A 22921-nucleotide genomic window follows, 5' to 3' on the forward strand; every position below is an offset into this window, starting at 1 on the left:
TTAACAATTGAGTTAGTCAAAATGTAAATGAAAATAAAATGTTAACGAGTTGAAAGTTCGCTGTTCTCGCCTTTTTCTGGGATTGCTTCATAAGCAACCACTCAAATATTAACTACGACACTATTTCATACTTTTTTCGCAACAATCTTTGTATACTCTGTGCCAACTACATGACTTAGCACTAAAGAAATGAACTATCTAATTACTTTCTTCAAAGGAATAGCCATGGGTGCAGCCGACGTTGTCCCTGGCGTGTCGGGCGGTACTATCGCATTCATAACTGGCATTTACGATACACTGCTTGAAAGCATTCGTCGTATTAACCCGTCTCTTTTCTCTATCTGGCGAAAAGACGGTTTTAAAGCCGCATTCAATCATATTAATGGCTTTTTCCTTATTGCTCTGTTTGCTGGCATCTTGTCGAGCATTGCAACCTTAGCGAAGCTGATCACATGGCTGCTAGACACTCATCCGATCCCTATTTGGTCGTTCTTCTTCGGCCTCATTTTGGTCTCTGTGTATCACATCCTCCGTCAGGTAGAGAAACGCGATGCGATTCGTTTCGTGACTCTTCTACTGGGCGTCGGCTTTGCGTATAGCATTACGGTGCTGAAACCACTGCATCTTGAACCTACCGCTATTAATACGCTGATTGCAGGTGCGATCGCAATTTGTGCGATGATCCTCCCTGGTATCTCAGGCAGCTTCATCCTGCTACTGATCGGTATGTATACTCCGGTACTTGCGGCCGTAAAAGGCTTCCAAGTGGATACGTTGGCGCTGTTTTTATCGGGCTGCGTGATTGGCCTACTTTCTTTCTCTCATCTGCTCTCGTGGTTACTACGCAAGTTCCGCGACTTCACGCTGATGTTCTTAACTGGTTTGATGATCGGTACACTACCTAAAATCTGGCCTTGGAAAGAAACCTTAACATGGCGTACGAACTCGAAAGGCGAACAAGTACCGTTACTACAACACAACTTATCTCCATTTGAATTTGAACACATTACCTCTCAACCATCGCAGCTAGTGATTGCGGTCGTAATGATGCTGGCTGCTATTGCGTTGGTTTTAGGTCTCGAAAAGTTCGCAGACTCTGACAAATAAACCGCGAAGCACATTCATAGAAAACGGAGCCATTGGCTCCGTTTTTGTTTTTAGGGCGTAGAAAAAGCCGACAATTCGGTGGTTCGGCACACGCTCTCAACCCAAGTCCGACTCACAATGAGTCGTTAACTCATTCATCTCAAAATCATTTAGGTATAACGCACAAATTGTCGAGGAGACGCCTTGGCGAGTTACACATATGTGCTACGATGCGGTTAATGTTAAGTGATAAATGCTGAACCTTAATGAAAGTGTTAAAAATTGCCGCCATTGCGGTCGCACTCGTTGCGGGATTCTACGCCCCGACGCTGCTCAAGAGTTTCTCTTCTTCCTCGACAGTCAAACCACTTGATGAGTACTGCCTGCTCTCGACAACGGCATGTGTCCAACAAGGTGTCACCATGACACTCAATGTCGATAACGCTCAGCCCCTTATTCCTGCTAAATTCGATGTCGAATGGAACAAAAGTGACGCAGAGCAGTTGGTTCTGAGCCTTTCAGGAAGAGAAATGGAGATGGGTGAGCCGAAGTTTCTCCTCAAGAAAATAGCACCTGGAAAATACTCTGGCGAAGTCGTGTTGCCCGTTTGCACTCAAGAATCGATGACGTGGGTCGGAGAACTGACCGACGGACAATCCACCATCTATCCCGCCATCAAAATGCAAAGATAAGGAATCATTATGAGCCGCAATTGGTCTCTCTTTCTCGTAGTCGCATTCGTACTGGGTTTCGGTACTAAAACCTATTTAGATAGCCTAGATAAACCCGCAGACGTTTCAGAAACAGCCTCGTCAGAACAAAGCGTGTTGTTTGGCGAAAACAATCAACCAGTCAACGTCTTTGATGTGAACGACCCTCGTATTCGTATCGTGTATTTCGGTTTTACTCGTTGCCCTGATGTCTGCCCAACGTCGCTCGCGATGCTGGCAGGTGCACTAAATCAAATCAGCGATGAGCAAAAAGCGCAGCTGCGCCCGATGTTTATCTCTCTCGATCCAGAACGTGATGAAGCAGACGCGTCCGCAAAATATGCGCACTACTTCCATCCTATGATTGAAGGCCTATCTGCGCCGTTGGACATCACGACGCCACTTGCTCACCGCTACGGCGTTATTTTCCGTAAAACCGAATTAGAAGGTTCGGAACTGAAGTACACCCTTGACCACAGCTCTTACTTCTACTTCCTCAAACCGGACGGCACGTTGATCACCAAAGTGCCACACACGCTAACGCCTGCGCCGATTGTTGAAGCAATTTCAAAACTCATCACTAAGGAAGGCTCGAATGAAGGCTAATCAACTGTTTAAAACCTTGGCTTTGGGGGCATTACTGCTCAGCCCTTTAGCTCAGGCTAAGCTCGATGTCATGGCGCACGAACCGTATGCGCGTGCTATGGCTCCGGGTGCAACCACCAGCGCCGTCTTCGTAACCTTTACCAACCGCAGCCAAGACGACATCAATATCGTTGCCGCAGAAACGCCAGCAGCGGGCAAAGTCGAATTACACGATGTCATTAAAGACGGCGACGTGATGAAAATGCGCCAAATCGACCGCATCACGCTAGGCGCAAAAGAGACCACCGAGCTAAAACCGGGCAGCTTACACATCATGCTGTTTGATTTGAAAACGCCGCTCAATGAAGGGGATGAAATCGAAGTAACCGTGACTTACGATAACGGCCAAAAGCAGAGCTTTAACGCGCCAGTGAAAAAAGTGATGGCAGGGATGAAACATACAGCCCACTAAAATCGAATTAGGCTCCTCATTAGGAGCCTTTGTTTTATTCGCTCTCTCGCAGCGCAATGGCGATTTTATTTAAAAATGTAAATCTGTGCTTTATACCCCATACAACACACCGCCCTCTTCGCTATAACTCTGTTTCCTTGTTTCCGCATCTAACCCTGTTACCGAGATAACTCTTTATGTTTCAAGCTCTCAAACGCGTTTTCAGTTTTTTGACTCAAACCAATCCAAATGTCGAGCAAGACGTGGACACCATTATTGCCGCAATTGGTGGCCTCGATAACGTGGTGGAAACCGGGGCGTGTGCAACGCGGCTAAGACTCACGCTGCGCTCTACTGCTGTCGTAGATAAAGAGGCTTTAAAGAAACATGGCGCTCATGGTGTTGTTGTGTTGGATGAACGTCATATCCAAATCATATACGGTTTGAAAGCCAACACGTATTCGCAGATCATGGAAGAACGAATGACAAGCTAGGCGCTCGTAGCAACTCTCCTAGCAAACTAAGCGGTGATTTTGCTACCCACAAATAAAAAGGGCAGCTATACTCTCCTCGTTTCATTAACCAAAGAATGAACTCACCAACGTATCAACTAACAAAGAGGACACATGATGATTGTATTGAATAGCACTAACTGGGCATCGCAAGGGTAAACCTAACCGCACCAACTCTGTGGCATAGCCACAACTCCCCTTCTCTGCCCGGTCTTCACCGGGGTCAACTCTATCCGAATTAGACCCTAATGCGATTTGTATTAAGGCGCTTTGTTGCGTCTGGGATAATTCAACAATGAATCAAACACATACTTTTTGTGACACATTAATTTCTACTTCAAACCTATTAAAGCGATTGGGTTGGAAACCATTTTTTCAGCAACAACTGACACTAGACGACTACGACAATACGATCTTTGCACGCGTGATCGCGCATCACCGAAGTGGTTATTTATTGGCAACAGAAACAGGGCAAGTTCACCTAAATGTCCACCACTCTCTGCCCAATATGACCGTCGGAGACTGGGTAATCTTAAATGAAGATCAGCAATTTGTTCGCTTACTGGATCGCTTGAGCCTCTTTAGCCGTAAAGCGGCGGGCAGCAAAGTGGCAGAGCAACTCATCGCGGCCAATGTCGATACGGTGTTTATCGTCTGCTCACTCAATCACGATTTCAACTTAAGCCGTATTGAACGTTACTTAGCCTTAGTTCACGAAGCTGACGTCGAGCCCGTTATCGTGCTTTCCAAAGCCGATTTGTGCGACGACGTCGATGAACTCAAAAGCCAAGTACAGAAGCTAGACCCTCTGCTAGTCATTGAGACGGTCAACGGCTTAGATGCAGAAAGTACTTCTAAGCTCATGAGCTGGTGTAATGAAGGGCAAACCGTTGCTTTTATCGGTTCATCAGGGGTGGGTAAGTCAACGCTGGTCAACGCGTTACTTGGTCAACAAGAACAATCGACAGGGCATATCCGTGAAGACGACAGCAAAGGACGCCATACAACGACCTCGCGCTCGATTCACCTATTACCTGCGGGCGGGATTTTGATCGATACTCCAGGAATGCGAGAAATCCAACTCGTCGATTGCGAAGCTGGTGTCAGCGAAGCCTTTGCTGACGTTGAAGCGCTTGCCGAGCATTGTCGATTTGGTGACTGTAAACACCAAACCGAGCCAGGTTGCGCCGTTCAAGCGGCCATTGAAAATGGCTCTCTTGAAATTCGCCGTTTCAACAATTATCAAAAGCTGCTGCGAGAACAAGCCTTTAATGGCGCGACCTTAGCAGAGCAACGAGCTCAGAGCCGACAATTTGGCAAACTCACTCGCAATGTGATGAGTGATAAACGCAAACGTCAGCAAAGTTACTGAGTTGTTAGATTTGAGTTGTCAATAAATTCAAAGGAGACTTTCGTCTCCTTTTTAATAACTTTATTAAAAATCATTACTCATAACCAACGAGATTTTTCAACATAAAAATCTCGTTTAGATAACATCGAGCAAACATTTAATCCAAAAACAAACTAAAACTAGACACAAAATATTACCAAGCTAAGATATGTGATATTCAGCAAGAAAATGGCTGAATTTATAAAAACAGGATAATTGATAATCATGTTCTTAGCGCACAGAAGCAATGCTCATTCCTTGTTCATCAAGGGCATTATCGCCGTGTAATGTTTGGCTATTGCCCTGCCGCTCTGACATAAAATTGCAGGAATGACGTATGCAACACAACAGCCTCGTTGCCCGATATGCTCGCGGTAACCTCGTTCTCCAGATCCTTGTCGGTATTGTCTTTGGTATTTTGCTCGCAACAGTTTCACCAAGCCATGCTGAAAGCGTTGGACTGATTGGTAGCCTTTTTGTAGGCGCTCTTAAAGCCATCGCACCAATCCTAGTGTTTATTTTGGTTGCCGCTTCAATCGCGAACCAAAAGAAAAACCAACACACTTACATGCGCCCAATCGTTGTTTTGTACCTAATGGGTACGTTCTTCGCAGCGCTTGCAGCCGTGGTTCTAAGCTTCCTTTTCCCGACCCATCTAACGCTTGTAACCGGCGCTGAAGGTGCAACTCCTCCTCAAGGTATTGCAGAAATCCTACGAACATTGCTGTTTAAACTGGTTGATAACCCAGTAAACGCACTAGTAGAAGCGAACTACATCGGTATTCTTGCTTGGGGTGTGGGTCTTGGCCTTGCACTTCACCACGCATCAGCAACAACGAAAGCGGTATTTGAAGACCTAAGCCACAGTGTTTCTCACATTGTTCGCTTCATCATCCGTCTTGCACCATTTGGTATCTTTGGTCTGGTTGCTTCAACTTTCGCGACAACGGGTTTCAGCGCGCTAGCAAGCTACGCTCACCTTCTTGCGGTTCTACTTGGCGCAATGATGATTATCGCGCTAGTAGTAAACCCAGCGATCGTATTCTTCAAAACCAAACAAAACCCGTACCCATTGGTATTCCAATGTCTACGTGAAAGTGGCGTAACAGCGTTCTTCACTCGCTCAAGTGCAGCGAACATCCCAGTAAACATGGCGCTATGTGAGAAGCTAGACCTAGACGAAGACACTTACTCAGTATCTATCCCTCTGGGTGCAACCATCAACATGGCTGGTGCAGCAATCACTATCACAACGCTAACGCTGGCTGCAGTGCACACAATGGGTATTGAAGTTGACCTAATGACAGCGCTACTTCTAAGTGTTGTCGCGGCGGTTTCTGCATGTGGTGCTTCTGGTGTTGCGGGCGGTTCTCTACTGCTTATCCCTCTAGCGTGTGGTTTGTTTGGCATCTCAAACGACGTAGCAATGCAGGTGGTAGCGGTTGGTTTTATCATCGGTGTGATTCAAGACTCTGCTGAAACAGCACTAAACAGTTCAACAGACGTTATCTTTACCGCTGCTGTTTGCCGTTCAGAACAGCAAAAAAGCCAGTAAGATAAACATTGAATAATAGAAAGGGGAGCCTGTTGGCTCCCCTTTTTCGTTGTCGATAATTTATTGTCGACAGAATATGCATTCGGTATCACTCGTTGATCACCAATAAACTTTCTGTCAGTTTTTTCTGAAACATGGGATTTACCCTTAAATTTTCAAGATTCGATGCGTAGAATGCCGCCCCATTGTATGAATGGTCGATTTAATTTGAGGGTAAACGAATGAGATGGTTGTCTAGTTTCTCATTGAAAGAGTGGTTGTTCGCTGCTGTTTTACTAGGCGGAATCTCTGCTTATGCACTCCACCATTCGAACCAGCGCACGTCCGACGCCCGCTCTGCTGCCATTCAAGTTTTGTTTGCCGACATGCAGTACTACGTCTCCATTCTCAACGCCAATGCGAAAGCGTTCAACCAAGAGAATGGCGCAAACCAATGTGTCCTGACGGCTGTGGGCTATCAAGAGTTTTACAACGGCTACCCAGAAACGCAAAGCGAATGTGGCGAACACCTTGGCTTTTTTGACAACATGACGATCTCAGACGAAATGAAGCAAGCGAACTTGGTGTTCATTGAAAACAACACTTATTCGATAGTCGGCTACGGCCCTAGTGACTCGCCAGAAGCTTTGATGCAAAGCAAATGCTACGCCTATTACCGATTGGAAGGCGCAGGAAAAGACGGACACAGTTTTAAAGTCGATACGTCCCAATGTTAGCGATCAAAAAAGGAGCCGCCGGGCTCCTTTTTTGTGTTCGAAAATAGCGTTACGCCATTTCTAGTTCCACTTCTTCAATTGGGAAGTGTTTGCTTGGTTCAACAAACTCTTGCTGCGCTGCGATGGTTTGCAGTTCCCATTCGCCTGCATGGTAAGTGGCGCTTAACACTCCGTAACACGCGTCGTGACAATGTTGGAAAGCTTGTTTAGGAGACCAACCTTTCAGCAATCCTGAAGTGAAGATCGCTGAGATAAGGTCACCCACGCCAACAGGTTGTTTAGCAAACTCAAATTGAGGACGCTTCGCAAGGTAAACGCCTTCTGGCGTAGCCAGTAGCATGTTAAAGCTGCCATTTTCTAGGCAGTAAAGGTGCTTAACTAGCACAACTTTTGGACCTTTCGCTAGCGCACGTTGGCATGCGGTGATCGCATCGTCTAGTGAGTGGATTTCCATCTCAGCAAATTGACTTAGCTCGAATTGGTTCGGAACGATCACGTCCGCCATTGGCATCAAACGAGTCAGAAGATTTTCAGCAATACCCGGAGCCACAATGCAGCCTTTGTCTGGCGCGCCCATCACAGGGTCGCAAACATAAAGTGCGTTCGGATTCGCTTGTTTCACTTTCGTCACGGTATCTTCAACAGCAAGGCACTGCTCTGCGCTGCCTTGGTAGCCGGTCAACACCGCTTGGCATTTTTCCAATGCACCGATGTTTCCAAGACCACGAACTAACTCGCTGATGTCTTCAGCCGCAAACGCTCGCCCAGTCCAGCCTTCTTGATACTGCGTGTGGTTAGAAAATTGAACGGTATGAATCGGCCATACTTCGAAACCCATGCGTTGCATTGGGAAAACGGCACTGCTGTTACCAGCATGACCAAAAGAAACATGAGATTGTATAGAGAGGATACCTTGCATAGTACCTTACCTCTTATTGTTGTTATCGATAGTTCAAAGACAGCGGCAAGCGCTAGTTTTGCGAAACCAGTAGTGTATCCGACAAACCAAGATTCTCTAACTCAATTCTCCTCAATATCTTCAGAGTAAGTTGGAGTGCTGGTTTTCAACACCATCTTCTTAATTTCCATTTTGTCTTTATTCAGTGCGATTTCTAGGGTATCTCCTTCCCTTATCCCGAGCTGAGCCAGGATTGCGCTTGGAATGACTACGGCGGTATCGTCACCGATTTTAACAGGTTGACTTATCATCTTTCGTCCTCCAAATGTCGAAAATGAGTTTTCACGTCATTGGATGTCTAGCCTCAAATACATTGAGCTGACTTAGATTTGGCGTAAATGCCTAAAAACAAAGAGCCTTCCACACCGCGTTTGGGAAGGCTCTTTCAGTATTATTTTTTAATTTGCTAAAGGCTCATGCTTCGCAGCAATCAGACCGTAAGCACTCCAGCCTAGGAAGGTTACGATAGAGCCCCACATCATCGCTTCGTAGCCGGAGCCGTAAAGCGCGTAGAAACTGTACAGAGAGCCAATCAGAGCGATAACGTTGGTGGTTTTCATCTCGCGCTCCGGCACGTGCGCCACTTGCTGCATGATGAAGATTGCGCCCATACATAGAATGTAAGGAATAACGTTTGTTACTACCGCTAGGTTAACCAGCGCTTCGAACTGCTCGTTCAGCGTTGGAGAAATCGTCATTAGAGACAATACAGATTGGATGATAGTAATCGCGATCATACCTTTGATTGGCGTACCACGTTTGTCCACTTGAGAGAACAATTTAGGGAAGAAGCCAGCATCAGAAGACGATTTGAACACTGACGCGATAGTGAATTGCCAACCCAATAGAGAGCCTGCACAAGCCAATACCGCCATACCCGCAACCACTTTACCAGCGGCTGAACCTAACATCACTGTCCATACAGTTGAGAATGGCGCTGTAGATGCAGCAAGCTCAGAGTTTGCAACGATACCAGAACAGATGTTTGTCGATACAATGTAAACCACAGCCGCGATTAGTGTACCGCCCAGTACTGCGATTGGTACGTTCTTCTCTGGGTTTTCTACCGCTTCAGAGTTCGCACAAGCTGATTCAAGACCAAGGAATGCCCATAGCGTCATCGCAATAGAAGCGCTCACTGCCTCACCAAATGGCAAGCTGTGTGGGTTCCAAGCTTCAATGTACATGGTTGGGTTAAACCAGAACCAACCAACAATACCCAATGAACACACTGGTAGGATTACACCCCACACGGTGAATGTACCAATTTGACCTGTGATTTTCGCGCCACCGAAGTTAGCGAAAGTACAAATCCAAAGAATGGCGATGGTGTACAAACAGGTTTCGACCGGAGATAGGGTCACTTCAAAGAATGCGGAGCCGTAACCCACACAAGTAATCGCGATCGCAATGTTCGCAATAAGGAGTGACAAACCGTAAGTCCAGCCCGCCATAAATGCACCCGATTTACCGAATGCATAAGACGCGTAACCGTTCATACCGCCGTCACGTTTACTAAAGCGACCACATTTTGCGAACACGTAAGCCAACGCCAAAGAGCCCGCCGCCGTGATCAGCCAAGACAACACAGAAATGGTGCCCACTTGCGCCAGTTTACTTGGCAGCATGATGATGCCGGAGCCGGCCATGTTGATGAATGTCAGAATGGTTAACTGCACCACCGACATTTTTTTAGTTTCAGTACTCATAAATTATTCTCCACGAATAAGAACGGGTAGATTAATCTTTTAGGACATAACAATGTGCGGTAGTGCGACCGTTAACATCTTCAAGGTACACACCTTGAATTTCTGGCGCGAAGCCTGGGAAGCGGTTAATGCCTTCTTCTAGAGATAGGAAGTAATCCACCACGTGTGGGGTCCAGATTTCACCAGTGATCACACAGATGATGCCTGGAGGGTAAGGAAGTGCACCCTCAGCGGCTACGCGACCAACGGCCTCTTTAAGTGGTAGGTAATCGCATTCACCACGGAAGTATTTGCGTGTCGCCACGTCTGGTTTGTGAACCATTTGTGGGAAGTACTCGCTGCGGAACATCGCTTTTTGTAGCTGTTTCACGTTCAGCTCTTTGTACATGTCATGCATTTCCTGACATAGCTGACGGATGGTGTAGCCACGGTAGCGTTCTTTATTCGCTTCGTAGACGCTTGGAAGTACGATACTTAGAGGCGCATCATCACGGATGAATTTTTCGAATCGGTTAATTTGAGCCACAAGGTGACGGATCTTACCCATATCTTCCGCAGGAGTGAGTAGGAACAAGATGGAGTTCAAGTCACACTTCTCAGGGATGATGCCGTTTTCACGAAGGAAGTTCGCCAATAGCGTTGCAGGAATACCGAAATCTGCGTAGCTGCCGTCTTCTGCAATACCCGCAGTAGTTAGCAACAATTTACATGGGTCAACGAAGTATTGACCTTCACCGTAACCTTCAAATTTGTGCCAGCTTGCGTTTGGCTCAAACATGAAGAATTTCTTGTTCGTGGCGATCACGTCAGTGTCGTAGCTGCCCCAAGGTTGACCTTCGACTTCGTCTGGAATGAACGGACGAATCAATTCACAACTCTTAAGGATTTCTTTACGCGCTTCGATACCAGTCTTAACCGCATCGCGCCATAAACGCAGACCTGCTTCGCCATCGTGGATCTTCGCGTTCACATCAAGCGCAGAGAACAGTGCGTAGAATGGTGAAGTCGATGCGTGCATCATAAACGCGTTGTTAAAGCGTTTGTGGTTACAGTAACGAGCTTGACCTTTGATATGGCGGTCTTTTTTGTGGATTTGCGATGTTTGAGAGAAGCCAGCTTGTTGTTTGTGAACAGACTGAGTCACGATCACACCTGCGTCTTCTGGTTTCAAATCCAGCAGCAGTGGTGAACAGTCTTTCATCATAGGGATGAACTGCTCATAACCAACCCACGCAGAGTCAAACAGGATGTAGTCACAAAGATGACCGATCTTATCCATCACGTAGCGAGCGTTATAGATAGTACCGTCGTAAGTACCAAGCTGGATAATAGCAAGACGGAAAGGACGTTCATCGCGTGCACGTTCTGGATCCACTTTCGCGATTTGAGCACGAATGTATTCTTCATCGAAACAGTGCTCATCCATACCACCGATGAAGCCCCAAGGGTTACGCGCCGTTTCTAAGTAAACTGGCATACCACCCGCTTGGATTAACGCACCGTGGTGGTTCGATTTGTGGTTGTTACGGTCGAACAGTACCAAATCACCTTCAGTTACTAGCGCGTTACACACCACTTTGTTTGAAGCAGAAGTACCGTTGAGTACGAAGTAAGTTTTGTCCGCGTTAAATACTTTGGCAGCGTGCGCTTGCGCTTGGTGTGCAGAACCTTCGTGGATCAGCAAGTCACCTAAATCTACGTCCGCGTTACACAAGTCACTACGGAACAGGTTTTCGCCGAAGAAATCGTAGAATTGTTTACCAGCTGGGTGTTTTTTGAAGAACTGACCACCTTGGTGTCCCGGACAGTCAAACGCTGAGTTACCCATCTCAACATAGTGCGTTAATTGCTTGAAGAAAGGAGGAAGCAGACGACATTCGTACTTGGTTACTGCTTCGTTGATTTGACGACAGTAGTACTCAATAGATTGTCTTTCTAAATCGATAACGCCAGTTAGCCAAACGTAATCTTCTGCCGAAACTGGGTTTTCATCCGTTACTAAGAAAACTGGAATACCGTAACCCGTTTCAGAAATCATTTTATGCAGACCTGCTTTAATGTCTGCTGAAGTAATAATAGCCGCACCAACGTCGGTTAATTCAACTTGCTCTAAAGGTTGTAAATGACGATTAAATTGTTCATCTAAAGATTCAGCTAATAAGCTGAAGTCTTCTGGCATGTAATTACTAACACCTATAATTAAACGTTTCATTTGGAATATCTCTTTTTTGTTCTTTAAAATTGACAGGTACAGATATTACAAACGAAAACGATATTTAAAATTCAAAAAACAAATTTCGTGATTAAATTTTCATATTTAAAAGTCTTATTTTCTCGAAATAAAATTTCGCGATCTTCATCACTTTCCAATTGATAGCCCAATGATATTGAAACCAAGCTTAAAAGGAAAAATAATTAAAAATTGTGTGACCACAGCCATTGTTGTTAGAAATAAAATATCAAGAAAATAAATTTTTGAGATTTCTATCACTATATAATTAGTAGGACTATATTATTAGGGATAATAAATATTTTAATTTTAACTAAATTTAAACACATAATAAAAAAGCCATCAACACATGTATTGATGGCTTTTTACTTTAGGTGTAAAGGAAACACAATTCAATTAAATAAATGACTATCTAGCTTTACGCCATTGTTGGACCACTGTTGATAGCGTTTTACCGCGATACCAGACGAGTACATGGTATGCTTACAATCCATGCACTCGACAAAGTACAGCCCACTCATTCCTGCCATAACGTGCAGTCTACGGCTATCGCAACGCTTACAGGACAAGCGTTGCACCTTAGAGTTCACATCTATGCGTCGGGCAAAGTTAAGAGTCTCATGAGAGCAAAGGGCTTCCACTGCGCTTTCCTTGAACGGATGCTCACTGAGTAAATGATTGATGGCGTAATCGTACACCGGGGGAATCGAAGATTTGCCACTTTCAATATTGGTTATCTTAGCTACGGAAACTCCCAACAAAGACGCAAACTCCGCTTTGCTGTATTCCAAGATGAACCTTGAAGAGATGAACTTATCTGCACTAATGATTCTCAACATACACAAATCTCTAATAGAAATAAAACAGAGCAAATGGAATATGCTCCATTTTCTGTTGAAACATGTAATGAAAAAGTTACTTCCGAATGTTTTTATACGCATAGTATGCGCTATTTTTATTTGCTTATTATCTTGCGCCTAATTAAGAATAAAATCAACAAATCAAATCTTAAACCAAAAATAGAAATTTAGATTTAGAGGTACAAATTTTAATTAATATTATTAGATAAAGTAATGAGTGTATTTTTTAGCCTTTTATTTATAGCCACGAAATTAATTTCCAATTCCAGTTAATTAGATATTGGAAATGTTTGATTTGAGCTTAATAACCATCTCTGAAACAGGGGGGATTCCCCTCCATTTTTAGGTTTAACTAGAAAGTCTGAACTAAACGTACAAAATCTGTTGAGAAATCGAATAAATAATATGCAAATGAATAAATTAAGATCTTCGCAACACTCAACCATGACCGCTTGACCATGTTTGCAGCGTTGGTACATATAGAAGCGAACATCGGGATTCAGGACTCGATGCGAAGAGAAAACACGCAAACGTCTTAAAAACAGTGTACTCGTCTCTATATAGAGATTGTTGTAAAAACAGGGATGGGAAGAGAGAGGGTAGCATCGCCTAGAGGAGCTTGCCAGTAGCTGTTATCAGGCAATAAAAAAGCCTCATTACTGAGGCTCTTCGAAGATTAAGGTTGTAAAAAATTCTGCGTAAAATCGAGCACATCTTTGGAAGGAGTTTTCTGCTCAGGTGGTTTCGCTGATTGATCTTCTGTTGTGACCGTTGTCATATCCGGTTCGAAGTTCAGCTCCGTCGTCTCTTCCCACGTATTCGCCCCAGATTTGTGCTCGTCACTTAACACCTCGTTAAGCTCTTCTTCGCCAGGGAAATATACGTCACGTTTGTACACCTTGTTCAGCGCACGAATGATCGAGTGCTTTTTCACCATGCCAGATGCGAGCTTTCTTTGCAGAGGCTTCGCTATGGATTGAAGTCCAACCACCACATCCACACCGATGTTCGCCGCCACTTCATCGCGAAGGGTGCGAGCTGGTTGATAACCCATATTGGCAGAAAGAAACAACCAAACATACGCAATCGCATTGCCTGTTTTGCCTCTGTCTTTCCATGCTTCGCCTGCATGGTACATCGCTTCTGCGCTGCCGCCCTCAGCAGCACGTTCCAGCCAATAGCAACCTTTCACCATGCTCTTGTCTGCGCCAATGCCGTTTAGATAACACAAGCCGACTTGAATTTTTCCTTCTGCACTGTCTTTTTCTGCCGCTTTCATAAACCAGTAAAGTGCATCGGCTTTATGGCCTGAAGTATTTTCAGGCGAGAGCTGCCACTCTCCCATGTAAAGCATCGCAGCAACGCAACCTTCTTCGGCCGCCGTCTCGATGAGTTGGTGGCCTTTCGGGATGTTCTTCTCTACCCCTCGACCAAACACCAGTGCTTTACCTGTCGTGAACTTCGCTTCAATATCACCTTCCATGCCCGCGATGGCAGTTCGCCAAAAGTTCGCCTGCTCTTTTAAGATCACATCTTCTCGCATGCGCTCACTAAGGCGCACAATGCCGTACATGCCTGTCACGTTATCCAACTTCGCCGCTTTGTCGTACCAATACAGCGCTTGTCGAACGTTGTCCCGCTCAGCTTCTTTCGCTAAAAACAAAATCGTCGGGATGTGGCCAGTTTCTGCTTTAAACTCACGCTCTTTGCGTTCTTGCTCGCGCGCCTTTTGCATCGCTTTGCGATACGCAGCTTCACGCGCTTTCCTCTCGGTCTCCAGCCGTTGCCTTCGCATCGACAATGAGATCATCCAAACAAATATCAGGACGAGTGAAAGGCCAGTTGCCGCAATGGCAATGCCCATACTACTCATAGATAGCCTCTTTTTTAGTCAGGGCCCAAATGAACTCCCTACCGGGGAGTCTTGAAAATCACATGCCGACCAATATCGACAGCCTTTATTATATAACGACCATTACCGCAAAATCTGAAGCTTCTAAGTGTCTGTTGGCGTTATTTTATTCAATATCAGCGTAACTTATTTTTAAAGGCGAAATATCACCCTGTTTTTTATAGAAGTTAATCACAGTTTTGGGGCTGAGATATTCTCCTCCCCTATCATCCCCCCTTACTCCTCCTATAAAAATTTACATTTTGATGGTGTGCGGAATATCTCACTATGCGACCGTTTTATTATTTATTTTGTGAACAAAATCGACTGTGACAGAAAATTTTTACTTGTAAAAAACTTAACAGCCTGCTCTCACATTTTGCTGATGATTCAGTGTATTAGCATCTAGTTGAACATTTCCTTTTCGGCATCTTGCCCCAAATAGGGCGTGTAGCGCTTCGAGCTTTAGAGCCACGAAATACCGCACGTCCGTTATATCAATTCAATAACAATGGATTTGTAAACGTGGACAATAAAACATTCAAATTATCAACGATTGCCAAAACCGTACTGCCTTTGATTTCCATCGCGGTCATCAGCGGTTGTGGCAGCGATAGCACAAGCGACGACACCACGAACCCAGGCTCTGGCCTATACCCTGCGGGAGAGAACGAGGTTGTCATTTACTACAAGCGTGATATTGCATCCGCATCAACGGCAAGCGACTACGAAGGTTGGGGCTTGCACTTGTGGAACGGCGAAGGCTGTACCAGCACCGACTTAGAAGCCATGGGTATTGCTGGCACAGGTACGGACTGGTCTGCACCGCGTCCATTCGACGGCATCAACGACACCTACGGCGCTTACTACGTACTGAAAGTGAACCCAGATGCGTCTGATCCGCACGAATGTATGAACTTCATTCTGCACAAAGGCGATGAGAAAGCCTTCGGCAGCTCAAACTCAAAAGTGGAGCTGACCAAAATTGGCGACTCTAAAGGTCTATTTGGCTTCCACGGCAGCAGCGAGCTTTACTACGAGCCAATCGAAGAACGTCCAGTCGATATTGATGGTCAAAAAGCGCATTGGTTAGATGCCAACACTATCGCATGGGAAGCGGCAGCCAATGCTGATTCCATGAAGCTGTTCTACAGCTTGACCAACGACATCCAAATGGATGAAGACAAGCAAATCTCTGGCGGTACAGCTGTTGAGCTGACCAAAGCGGGCGATTTGTCTGACGGTCTTAAATCTCGTTTCCGCCACCTTGCAAGCCTTCAAGCTGCTGGCATTGATGTGGACGATGCAACCCTACGTACGATTCTGAAATCACAAATCGTTATGGTGGCGTACAACGCAAATGGCGACGTTATTTCTGCAACTGAAGTGCAAAAGCCGGGCGTTTTGGATGCGGTGTTTGCCGACTCCAAGGCAGGTAACGCAATTAGCCAAGAACTCGGTGCGATTGTGGAAGGCGGCGCAGCAACCTTCAAGCTTTGGGCTCCAACAGCGCAAGACGTTGCTCTGATCATCTATGACGAGAATCTGAAAGAAGAAACGACCGTTGCGATGAAAGAAGATTCAGCAACCGGTATCTGGGTTTCTGAAGCGCAAAGCAACGTCGTCAACAAATACTACCGTTACAAAGTTAAAGTTTACCACCCAACAACGGGCGTCATCGAAACTCGCTTGGTCACAGATCCATATTCTCTGAGCTTGTCGAAAAATTCGATGTACTCTCAAGTGATCGATTTGGATGATCCAAGCTTGATGCCACAAGGCTGGAGCGACTACGAACGCCCAACCGTTAAAAAAGATGAAGACCACGTACTTTACGAATCACACCTTCGTGACTTCAGCTTTAACGATACAAAAGGCACCAAAGAATACAACGGTAAGTACTTAGCACTCACAGAAGCAGACCGCGAATCGGTCTCTCACTTGCAAGCACTAAAAGACGCAGGTTTAACAACGCTTCACATCCTGCCAGCGTTCGATATTGCTACGGTTGATGAAGAAGCGGCGAACCGCGTCGATATTACTGACACCGTAGGTAAATTGTGTGGCATCAAACCAGAAGCGTCTGTCTGTGACGAAGTTGATGGCGGGAAAGTGATTGAAGATGTGCTAAACAGCTACGATCCAGCCACCGGTTCTGCGCAAGCACTGATGAACGATTTGCGCATGCTAGACAGCTTCAACTGGGGTTACGACCCATTCCATTACACGGTGCCAGAAGGCAGCTACGCGACCGATCCAAACGGCTCAAAACGTATTCTTGAGTTCCGTGAAATGGTGCAAGCAACACACAAAATGAAGCTGAAGCTGATCATGGACGTGGTGTACAACCACACCAATGCCTCTGGCATTAACGACAAATCCGTTCTAGATAAAATCGTCCCAGGATACTACCACCGTCTTAACGTCAACACTGGCGGCGTAGAAAACTCAACCTGTTGTGACAACACTGCAACAGAAAACTTGATGATGGGTAAACTGATGGTTGACTCATTGAAAGTGTGGGCGGACGACTACAAAGTTGACGGTTTCCGTTTCGACTTAATGGGCCACCAGCCAAAAGATGTGATGGTCTACGCACTTGAGCAAATCCGCAAGATTGACGAAAACACCTTGTTCTACGGTGAAGGTTGGGACTTTGGTGAAGTGTCTAACAACGCTCGTTTTGATCAAGCTACTCAGCTAAACATGGCTGGCACTGAAATCGGTACGTTCTCGGATCGTCTGCGTGACGCTGTTCGTGGCGGTAGCCCATTTGATGGCGGTGTCGATTCAGAAGGTAAGCATCCACTTCGCTTCAACCAAGGTTTTGGTAACGCGGCTTACGCGAATGAAGAAACCAAAGTGGACGCAGAATCGGTGAATGGTCGTCTACACAACCAAGATTTGGTTCGTCTAGGCATGGCGGGTAACTTGGCTGACTTCGTTCTTCTAGACTACAAAGGCGACACTAAACTAGGTAAGAACGTTGATTACAATGGTGCGCCAGCAGGCTACACAAAAGTGCCATCAGAAAACATCTCGTACGTGTCTAAGCACGATAACCAAACACTGTGGGATAACAACGCGTACAAGATTGCGACTGCGACTCCTTCTGCAGATCGTGCACGCATGCAATCCGTCTCGCTATCAACAGTAATGCTTGGCCAAGGTATCCCATTCATCCACATGGGTTCTGAGCTGCTGCGTTCTAAATCGATGCAGCGCGACTCTTACGATTCTGGTGACTGGTTCAACCGCGTCTTCTTTGACGGCAGTGACAACAACTGGAACGTAGGTCTGCCTCGTGAAGACAAAGACGGCGCAAACTGGGAGCTGATCAAGAAGATCGTTTCTGATACGACAGCGAAGCCAGATGCAACCGATATTGAGCTAACCAAACAACAATTCCTAGAACTACTAAAAATCCGTAGTTCAAGTGAACTGTTCCGCTTAGATACCGCTCAAGAAGTCATGAACCGTGTTGACTTCCGCAACGTTGGTAAAGACCAAGTGGAAGGCTTGATCGTTATGTCTATCGACGATGGTAAATCAGCAGGTGCCGATTTGGATTCGAAATACGATGCGATCGTTGCTGTGGTGAACTCAACATCAACAGAGAAATCATTTGTCGTGAAAGGCGCGACAGGTTTCGAGCTGCATGAAGTTCAACAAAACTCTGCAGATGACATCGTGAAAGGCGCAAGCTTCGCAAATGAAACCTTCACTGTGCCAGCACTGACTACTGCGGTATTCGTACAGCCACAAGACGGCGCGCAAGGTGCGGGTCTGCCAGTCAATACGGACAACAAAGACGTATCGAGCATTCCTCCTTTCGGTGAAACCGTGGTTTACGTGAAAGGCACAATGAACAATTGGTCAGACAACAGCGACTGGGCAATGACTTTCATTGGCAACGGCATGTACTCAGTAACAGGCGTACTTGAAGCAGGCAGCCACGAGTTCAAATTTGCAGATACAGGTTGGGCAAATCCGAACATCGGTTGTTCTGTGGCAACAGTGGGCAGCGGCTCTCTGGAGCTAGGTGCAGACGAAAACTGTAAACTCACCGTCGCAGAAACAGGCAAGTACAACTTCACACTGAACGCGCTATACGTTCAAGATGAGAAAGTTGAAAAACCTGTGGTTTCCGTAACCAAATCTGCGGATGCGCCAACGTTTGGTGAAACAGCACTGTACCTACGTGGCACCATCACAAGTTGGGACACTCCGGCGCAAGATTCAGCAGCGAAGTTCAGCTACGTCGCCAATGATGTTTACTCGCTAGACATTGACTTAGCTGCGGGTAGCTACGAGATGAAGATTGCAAGTGCAGACTGGGCAGCAGACACCAACTTCGGCGGCGAAGGCAGTGTTGAGCTTGGTAAAGCACTGACGATGGAAGTCGGTGGCGGTAGTGCAAACCTAAAAATTGCGATTGCAGAAGCAGGAAATTACAACTTCCATTTCAATGCGGCTGACAAGTCAGCGCCAATCGTAACCGTCACGAAGAACTGAGTTCTCCAGTTTTCACAACATCCGTAAATACAAGGGGAAGCATTATGCTTCCCCTTTCCTATTCTCAATGGTCTGCCGTGAGATTGACTCGCAATGTTGAAACCAATTGCGCGTTAATTCCCCCAAATTTGCTCAACAAATTCAGGATGATCGATAAACGGGTTGCGGTTTCCTTGGAACTCAAACACCAAGTCATTGCGACGGATTTCTTTCGCGCTAACAGGATCATTTTTGTGCCAACGTTTCAGCATGTTTAGCATCCAAGGTTCAAATACGTTCGTACTGGTGCCATCCAACACCGCGTCAGAGTTGCTCGTGTTGTTCTCCCAATTGCCAATCACGTTCTCGTAACGGGTTGCCATGTAAAAATACGCGCGCGCAAAATCGCCTTTAAACTCATCAATCGGCTCAAACACGGTGCCTGAATAACCCAGTGCTGTGCTCGCTTGACCTAGCTTAGAACCATTGCTGGAAACATAAGTCGAGGTGCCCACTTCGCCAAATGGCCAGTTGCTACGTTTGGCGTTTACATAACCATCGGTGGCAAACAAATGGTGACCGTCTGAGTTCATCGGTTCAACTTTTCCACCAAACCAGCTTTTCGGGAACGAGTGTTCACGGTTGTAGCAATCCCCTTCTTGACTGTATTGACCGCATTGGTCGGTTACTTTCGTGAAACTCACTGCGTCGTTGCCCGCAGGCTTCTCTGAATACATATCGAGGATGGAGCCGTCTTTCTCGTAGTAGTTATCCAAATCTGCGTCTTTTACCAAAGTCCAAATCGCTGAATAGCCTCGGCTGGAGTGATTATTGATGATGTTAAACAACGCCGTTTTGAGTGCGTAGCCTGTCTTGCCAGACGCGGCTTGATAATACCCATCAACCACTGGTGAAGTCGTGGTGGTGTCACCTAACGTAAAATCAGTGGTTTCGCTTTTGGCGAACTCAGCGCCAGAAGCAAGGGTCTTGGCTCCTTCCATCAACGTGTACGAACCCGCGCCACTTCCACAACAAATGCCGTCACCATACTCATCTTGAATGGTGAACTGGTAGTCACCGTCGGCTAAACACATGCTTTTTTCAACGGTGGTTGCCGACTCATAACCCTGACCAGAGAACAGTACTTCGGCTTGGCTGTTTTTCAGCGTCCAACTCGTTTCAGAACCATAGTTGTCGGTCGTGAGAGTCAAGACCACTTGGTGATCACTACAGCTCTCTACGGGAGGCTGCGTGCTTGTCTCGGTCGGTTGGAAGTTATCGACATAAACCACTTCTGAGCCGTCAAAGCCCGCTTCATCATAAAAACGCAATCCCACATCGATGGTTTTCGTGGTCGTCGCGGTGTAATTGAGTGTGAGTTCTTGCCACTGATTCGTTTGCTGCGGATTGGAGTAGCCGTGATAACCGTCTGCCACCAATCGAGCTTTTACATGCCCTTCAGTGTGATACACCGAGACTGAGAACGGATAGGTTTTCCCTTGCTCCACATTAATGGTTTGCAAAAAGTCGGTGTTGCTCTTGGTTCCCGTGTTCACGACGACTTGAGCAGCCAAGCCGCCCGATTTGATTTGTTCGCTGCTTGGCAACACCGCGATGCCAGCGTCAATCACTGACCACTGCGTAGGTGCATTGCCATTCCACTGTTCAAAGTCACCATTAAGAATTTGGCTATACGCAAGCGGAGAGCTAACGGCAGCAAGGAGACAAAGAGGAGCTGTGATGGATTTCATTATACTTTTCCATTAGTTATGTAAATCCCACACACGATAAACATATTAGTTAGGCATAAATAACCCGTAAGTCACACTTTTACGTTGCACGAGTGTTAATTTGCTTTTTAATGTGCAGCTTATCTCACAAATATCATACGGATTAACAGCAAAATACCTGAACAAAACGCGAGGTAGCTAGTTATCCGCACTCTGGTAAAAACCATTGAGAAGTTGAGAAGAAAGGAGAGAAGTAGAGCGAAAAAAGCCAAGTGTGCGCCTATGGGGGTCAGCAACAACACTTGGCTTGTGTATTAGAAAAGTTCTGTGCAGCTCAACCGATGAACGGCAATGCTGGATGATTCCTTAGGGAGTTACCGCAAAGAATCGCCCTTGTAATGGCGACATCGGAAGTTGATATTGACCATTGCTCGGAGCAATTTTTTCATTCGTGAGTAAATCCACCAGCTCACCTGTGCCAACACTCTCCTGAGCAAGAATGACGGTTCTCGCGCTCTCTAAGGTATTTAGCGCAAACAAGATTTTGTCTGAACCAGATTGTTTCAAGTCCACATAACTGCCGTTACTCGCAACTAAATTCGTGCGTGACCCCTGATAAAGTGCGGGATGCGTATCGCGCATTGTCATCAGCGATGTCACATAAGCTTTGAGATCGGCTTGGTTTGCATCAAGCGTCGCCGTCACGCCTTCAATTTTCGCACTGCTGCGCGCAACGTGATCATCGCACAAACCTTGAATAGCACAGGTGTTGTTGTCTTCTTTTGCGGCAAAACCATCCACTTGATCCCCGATTTCATCGCCGTAGTACAATGTGATTGGCCCAGTGTACGCAGCTTGGAAAGCAAACGCGGCTTTATGGCGTAACCAATATTCTGCATCATTCACATCCGCCAAGTTTCCGCGCTGCAACAAGTCACCAAAGCGCACTAAATCATGGTTGCCGATCATCAAATTCGGCTGCGCATGTGTTGGATATTGGTTGTGTGTGCTGTAGCCGTTGTCTAGCCAATCCACTCCGCGACCACCCACGCCACTCTCATTCACGGCCAAAGTTTCAACGATGCGATAGCGCATAGGGAAGTCAAACGCAGAGCACAATGCTGGATCGCTGTTCGATCCATACGCCTCATTCGCGATCTCAGACTCCCCTTTCCAAATCTCTGCCACCATGTAACCCAACGGATTCACTTGATCGCCTTTGCTATTGGTGTACGTCACACTTTGTGAGGCTTCATCGACAGCTTTACGAAGTTGTGTCCATGCGTCTGTCGGAACTTGATAGGCTTGATCTAAACGCCAGCCGTCAATCTTGAGTTCTTTGATCCAATACGTCGCCACCTCTTTGTAGAAATCGAGACTGGCTGGGTAATCAACGGGATGGCTTGAGCCAGAAGGTAACAAGCCGGAAGGTGAGGGTTTGATCAAACCATTCTTATGGTGGCCAAATACGCCATCAAAAAATACGTACAAACCGCGTTTGTGTGCTTCTTCGACTAGAGTTTTCGCGGTCGCTAAGTCACCAAATTTAGGGTCGATTTTAAAGTAGTCTGTCGCAAAATAGCCGGTGGCGTCCAAACGATCCGCCCAATGATCTTGTCCTGCTATCGCTTCTGACTCAAAAACTGGCGTCAACCAAATCGCATTCATCCCTAAGTCTTGGATGTAATCGAGTGAATCAATCACCCCTTGCAAATCACCATTGTGATGGCTGGTGCCATAACCTGTACCGTGACCAATGCTTGCATCACCATCCACAAAGCTCTCTACCATGATTTGATAAGTACGAAGTTGGTTACTTTGCGTCATGACATTGGCTTGGCAAGCATAACTCGTATCCGGTAGCGGCGTGCTGCTATTACTGTCGCCACCAGAAGAATTACACGCAGATAAAGCACCCATCACACTTAACGCAAGCAACGATCGATACAGGCGATGGTTACGTAGAACATTACGCATTTTACTCTCCCTAATTTACTCAAATAACCTATAAACATTTGAGTAATAAAATTAACCCCAACATGTT

17 protein-coding genes are annotated in these 22921 nt (G+C 46.1%); 9 read left to right on the forward strand and 8 right to left on the reverse strand.

Translation table 11 applies throughout. The features are described 5' to 3' along the window. The first annotated feature begins 189 nt into the window (after positions 1–189). The 8 genes from OU793_RS01785 to OU793_RS01820 all read left to right on the forward strand — a co-directional run bounded on the left by OU793_RS01785 (position 190) and on the right by OU793_RS01820 (position 7005). Positions 190–1107 carry a DUF368 domain-containing protein gene (locus OU793_RS01785; protein WP_005458367.1) on the forward strand — a complete coding sequence of 306 codons (918 nt, stop codon included), beginning with the start codon at positions 190–192 and terminating at the stop codon, positions 1105–1107. 245 nt (positions 1108–1352) lie between these two features. Next, positions 1353–1778 (forward strand): hypothetical protein, encoded by a 426-nt coding sequence (locus OU793_RS01790; protein ID WP_015313652.1) that lies wholly within the window; start codon positions 1353–1355, stop codon positions 1776–1778. 9 nt (positions 1779–1787) lie between these two features. Beyond that, positions 1788–2402, forward strand: coding sequence for an SCO family protein (locus tag OU793_RS01795; protein WP_140103704.1), 615 nt, complete (start codon positions 1788–1790; stop codon positions 2400–2402). Continuing rightward, positions 2392–2853, forward strand: a complete 462-nt coding sequence (locus tag OU793_RS01800) for a copper chaperone PCu(A)C (RefSeq protein WP_025506808.1) — start codon at positions 2392–2394, stop codon at positions 2851–2853. Before OU793_RS01795 ends, OU793_RS01800 begins: the two co-directional genes overlap by 11 nt. Before the next feature lie 176 nt (positions 2854–3029). Then, positions 3030–3326 (forward strand): glucose PTS transporter subunit EIIB, encoded by a 297-nt coding sequence (locus OU793_RS01805; RefSeq protein ID WP_005480175.1) that lies wholly within the window; start codon positions 3030–3032, stop codon positions 3324–3326. A 313-nt stretch (positions 3327–3639) separates the two neighbouring features. Next, the gene (gene rsgA, locus OU793_RS01810) at positions 3640–4716 is read left to right on the forward strand and encodes a ribosome small subunit-dependent GTPase A (RefSeq protein ID WP_274647719.1); all 1077 of its coding nucleotides are present in this window, start codon (positions 3640–3642) and stop codon (positions 4714–4716) included. Between the two features lie 355 nt (positions 4717–5071). Next, positions 5072–6289, forward strand: coding sequence for a serine/threonine transporter SstT (gene sstT / locus OU793_RS01815; protein WP_005458382.1), 1218 nt, complete (start codon positions 5072–5074; stop codon positions 6287–6289). Positions 6290–6510: 221 nt separating this feature from the next. Beyond that, positions 6511–7005 carry a type IV pilin gene (locus OU793_RS01820; protein ID WP_140103703.1) on the forward strand — a complete coding sequence of 165 codons (495 nt, stop codon included), beginning with the start codon at positions 6511–6513 and terminating at the stop codon, positions 7003–7005. Positions 7006–7054: 49 nt separating this feature from the next. On the opposite strand, the gene pdxY is transcribed toward OU793_RS01820, so the two are convergent. The 6 genes from pdxY to OU793_RS01850 all read right to left on the reverse strand — a co-directional run bounded on the left by pdxY (position 7055) and on the right by OU793_RS01850 (position 14635). After that, positions 7055–7924 carry a pyridoxal kinase PdxY gene (gene pdxY, locus OU793_RS01825; RefSeq protein WP_140103702.1) on the reverse strand — a complete coding sequence of 290 codons (870 nt, stop codon included), beginning with the start codon at positions 7922–7924 and terminating at the stop codon, positions 7055–7057. A 101-nt stretch (positions 7925–8025) separates the two neighbouring features. Beyond that, positions 8026–8214, reverse strand: coding sequence for an AbrB/MazE/SpoVT family DNA-binding domain-containing protein (locus OU793_RS01830; protein ID WP_005458312.1), 189 nt, complete (start codon positions 8212–8214; stop codon positions 8026–8028). Positions 8215–8361: 147 nt separating this feature from the next. Next, the gene (potE, locus tag OU793_RS01835) at positions 8362–9672 is read right to left on the reverse strand and encodes a putrescine-ornithine antiporter (protein ID WP_005374814.1); all 1311 of its coding nucleotides are present in this window, start codon (positions 9670–9672) and stop codon (positions 8362–8364) included. 31 nt (positions 9673–9703) lie between these two features. Beyond that, a complete protein-coding gene (gene speF / locus OU793_RS01840; protein WP_011106546.1) occupies positions 9704–11884 on the reverse strand; it encodes an ornithine decarboxylase SpeF in 2181 nt (726 codons plus the stop codon). Between the two features lie 410 nt (positions 11885–12294). Further along, positions 12295–12741, reverse strand: a complete 447-nt coding sequence (locus OU793_RS01845; RefSeq protein WP_005458369.1) for a helix-turn-helix transcriptional regulator — start codon at positions 12739–12741, stop codon at positions 12295–12297. Positions 12742–13438: 697 nt separating this feature from the next. Next, positions 13439–14635: a tetratricopeptide repeat protein gene (locus OU793_RS01850; protein WP_023584485.1), complete on the reverse strand. Its 1197-nt coding sequence runs from the start codon at positions 14633–14635 to the stop codon at positions 13439–13441. A gap of 543 nt (positions 14636–15178) precedes the next feature. Here OU793_RS01850 and pulA point away from each other — a divergent pair. Then, positions 15179–19168: a pullulanase-type alpha-1,6-glucosidase gene (gene pulA / locus OU793_RS01855; RefSeq protein ID WP_159404236.1), complete on the forward strand. Its 3990-nt coding sequence runs from the start codon at positions 15179–15181 to the stop codon at positions 19166–19168. Positions 19169–19281: 113 nt separating this feature from the next. Here pulA and OU793_RS01860 read toward each other — a convergent pair whose 3' ends face one another. After that, positions 19282–20898 (reverse strand): endonuclease, encoded by a 1617-nt coding sequence (locus OU793_RS01860; RefSeq protein ID WP_140103020.1) that lies wholly within the window; start codon positions 20896–20898, stop codon positions 19282–19284. A 345-nt stretch (positions 20899–21243) separates the two neighbouring features. Further along, positions 21244–22854 carry an alpha-amylase family glycosyl hydrolase gene (locus OU793_RS01865; RefSeq protein WP_140103022.1) on the reverse strand — a complete coding sequence of 537 codons (1611 nt, stop codon included), beginning with the start codon at positions 22852–22854 and terminating at the stop codon, positions 21244–21246. Positions 22855–22921: the final 67 nt, after the last annotated feature.

The organism is Vibrio sp. VP6 (assembly GCF_028823755.1).
GTDB lineage: Bacteria > Pseudomonadota > Gammaproteobacteria > Enterobacterales > Vibrionaceae > Vibrio > Vibrio parahaemolyticus.

Excerpts from the sequence above, each read along its gene's own strand:
- pdxY (WP_140103702.1), bottom strand. The coding sequence starts at position 7,924 with ATGCAAGGTATCCTCTCTATACAATCTCATGTTTCTTTTGGTCATGCT.
- OU793_RS01820 (WP_140103703.1), top strand. The coding sequence starts at position 6,511 with ATGAGATGGTTGTCTAGTTTCTCATTGAAAGAGTGGTTGTTCGCTGCT.
- OU793_RS01865 (WP_140103022.1), bottom strand. The coding sequence starts at position 22,854 with ATGCGTAATGTTCTACGTAACCATCGCCTGTATCGATCGTTGCTTGCG.
- OU793_RS01845 (WP_005458369.1), bottom strand. The coding sequence starts at position 12,741 with ATGTTGAGAATCATTAGTGCAGATAAGTTCATCTCTTCAAGGTTCATC.
- OU793_RS01860 (WP_140103020.1), bottom strand. The coding sequence starts at position 20,898 with ATGAAATCCATCACAGCTCCTCTTTGTCTCCTTGCTGCCGTTAGCTCT.
- rsgA (WP_274647719.1), top strand. The coding sequence starts at position 3,640 with ATGAATCAAACACATACTTTTTGTGACACATTAATTTCTACTTCAAAC.
- OU793_RS01805 (WP_005480175.1), top strand. The coding sequence starts at position 3,030 with ATGTTTCAAGCTCTCAAACGCGTTTTCAGTTTTTTGACTCAAACCAAT.
- OU793_RS01830 (WP_005458312.1), bottom strand. The coding sequence starts at position 8,214 with ATGATAAGTCAACCTGTTAAAATCGGTGACGATACCGCCGTAGTCATT.
- sstT (WP_005458382.1), top strand. The coding sequence starts at position 5,072 with ATGCAACACAACAGCCTCGTTGCCCGATATGCTCGCGGTAACCTCGTT.
- potE (WP_005374814.1), bottom strand. The coding sequence starts at position 9,672 with ATGAGTACTGAAACTAAAAAAATGTCGGTGGTGCAGTTAACCATTCTG.
- OU793_RS01785 (WP_005458367.1), top strand. The coding sequence starts at position 190 with ATGAACTATCTAATTACTTTCTTCAAAGGAATAGCCATGGGTGCAGCC.
- OU793_RS01795 (WP_140103704.1), top strand. The coding sequence starts at position 1,788 with ATGAGCCGCAATTGGTCTCTCTTTCTCGTAGTCGCATTCGTACTGGGT.
- OU793_RS01800 (WP_025506808.1), top strand. The coding sequence starts at position 2,392 with ATGAAGGCTAATCAACTGTTTAAAACCTTGGCTTTGGGGGCATTACTG.
- OU793_RS01850 (WP_023584485.1), bottom strand. The coding sequence starts at position 14,635 with ATGAGTAGTATGGGCATTGCCATTGCGGCAACTGGCCTTTCACTCGTC.
- OU793_RS01790 (WP_015313652.1), top strand. The coding sequence starts at position 1,353 with ATGAAAGTGTTAAAAATTGCCGCCATTGCGGTCGCACTCGTTGCGGGA.
- speF (WP_011106546.1), bottom strand. The coding sequence starts at position 11,884 with ATGAAACGTTTAATTATAGGTGTTAGTAATTACATGCCAGAAGACTTC.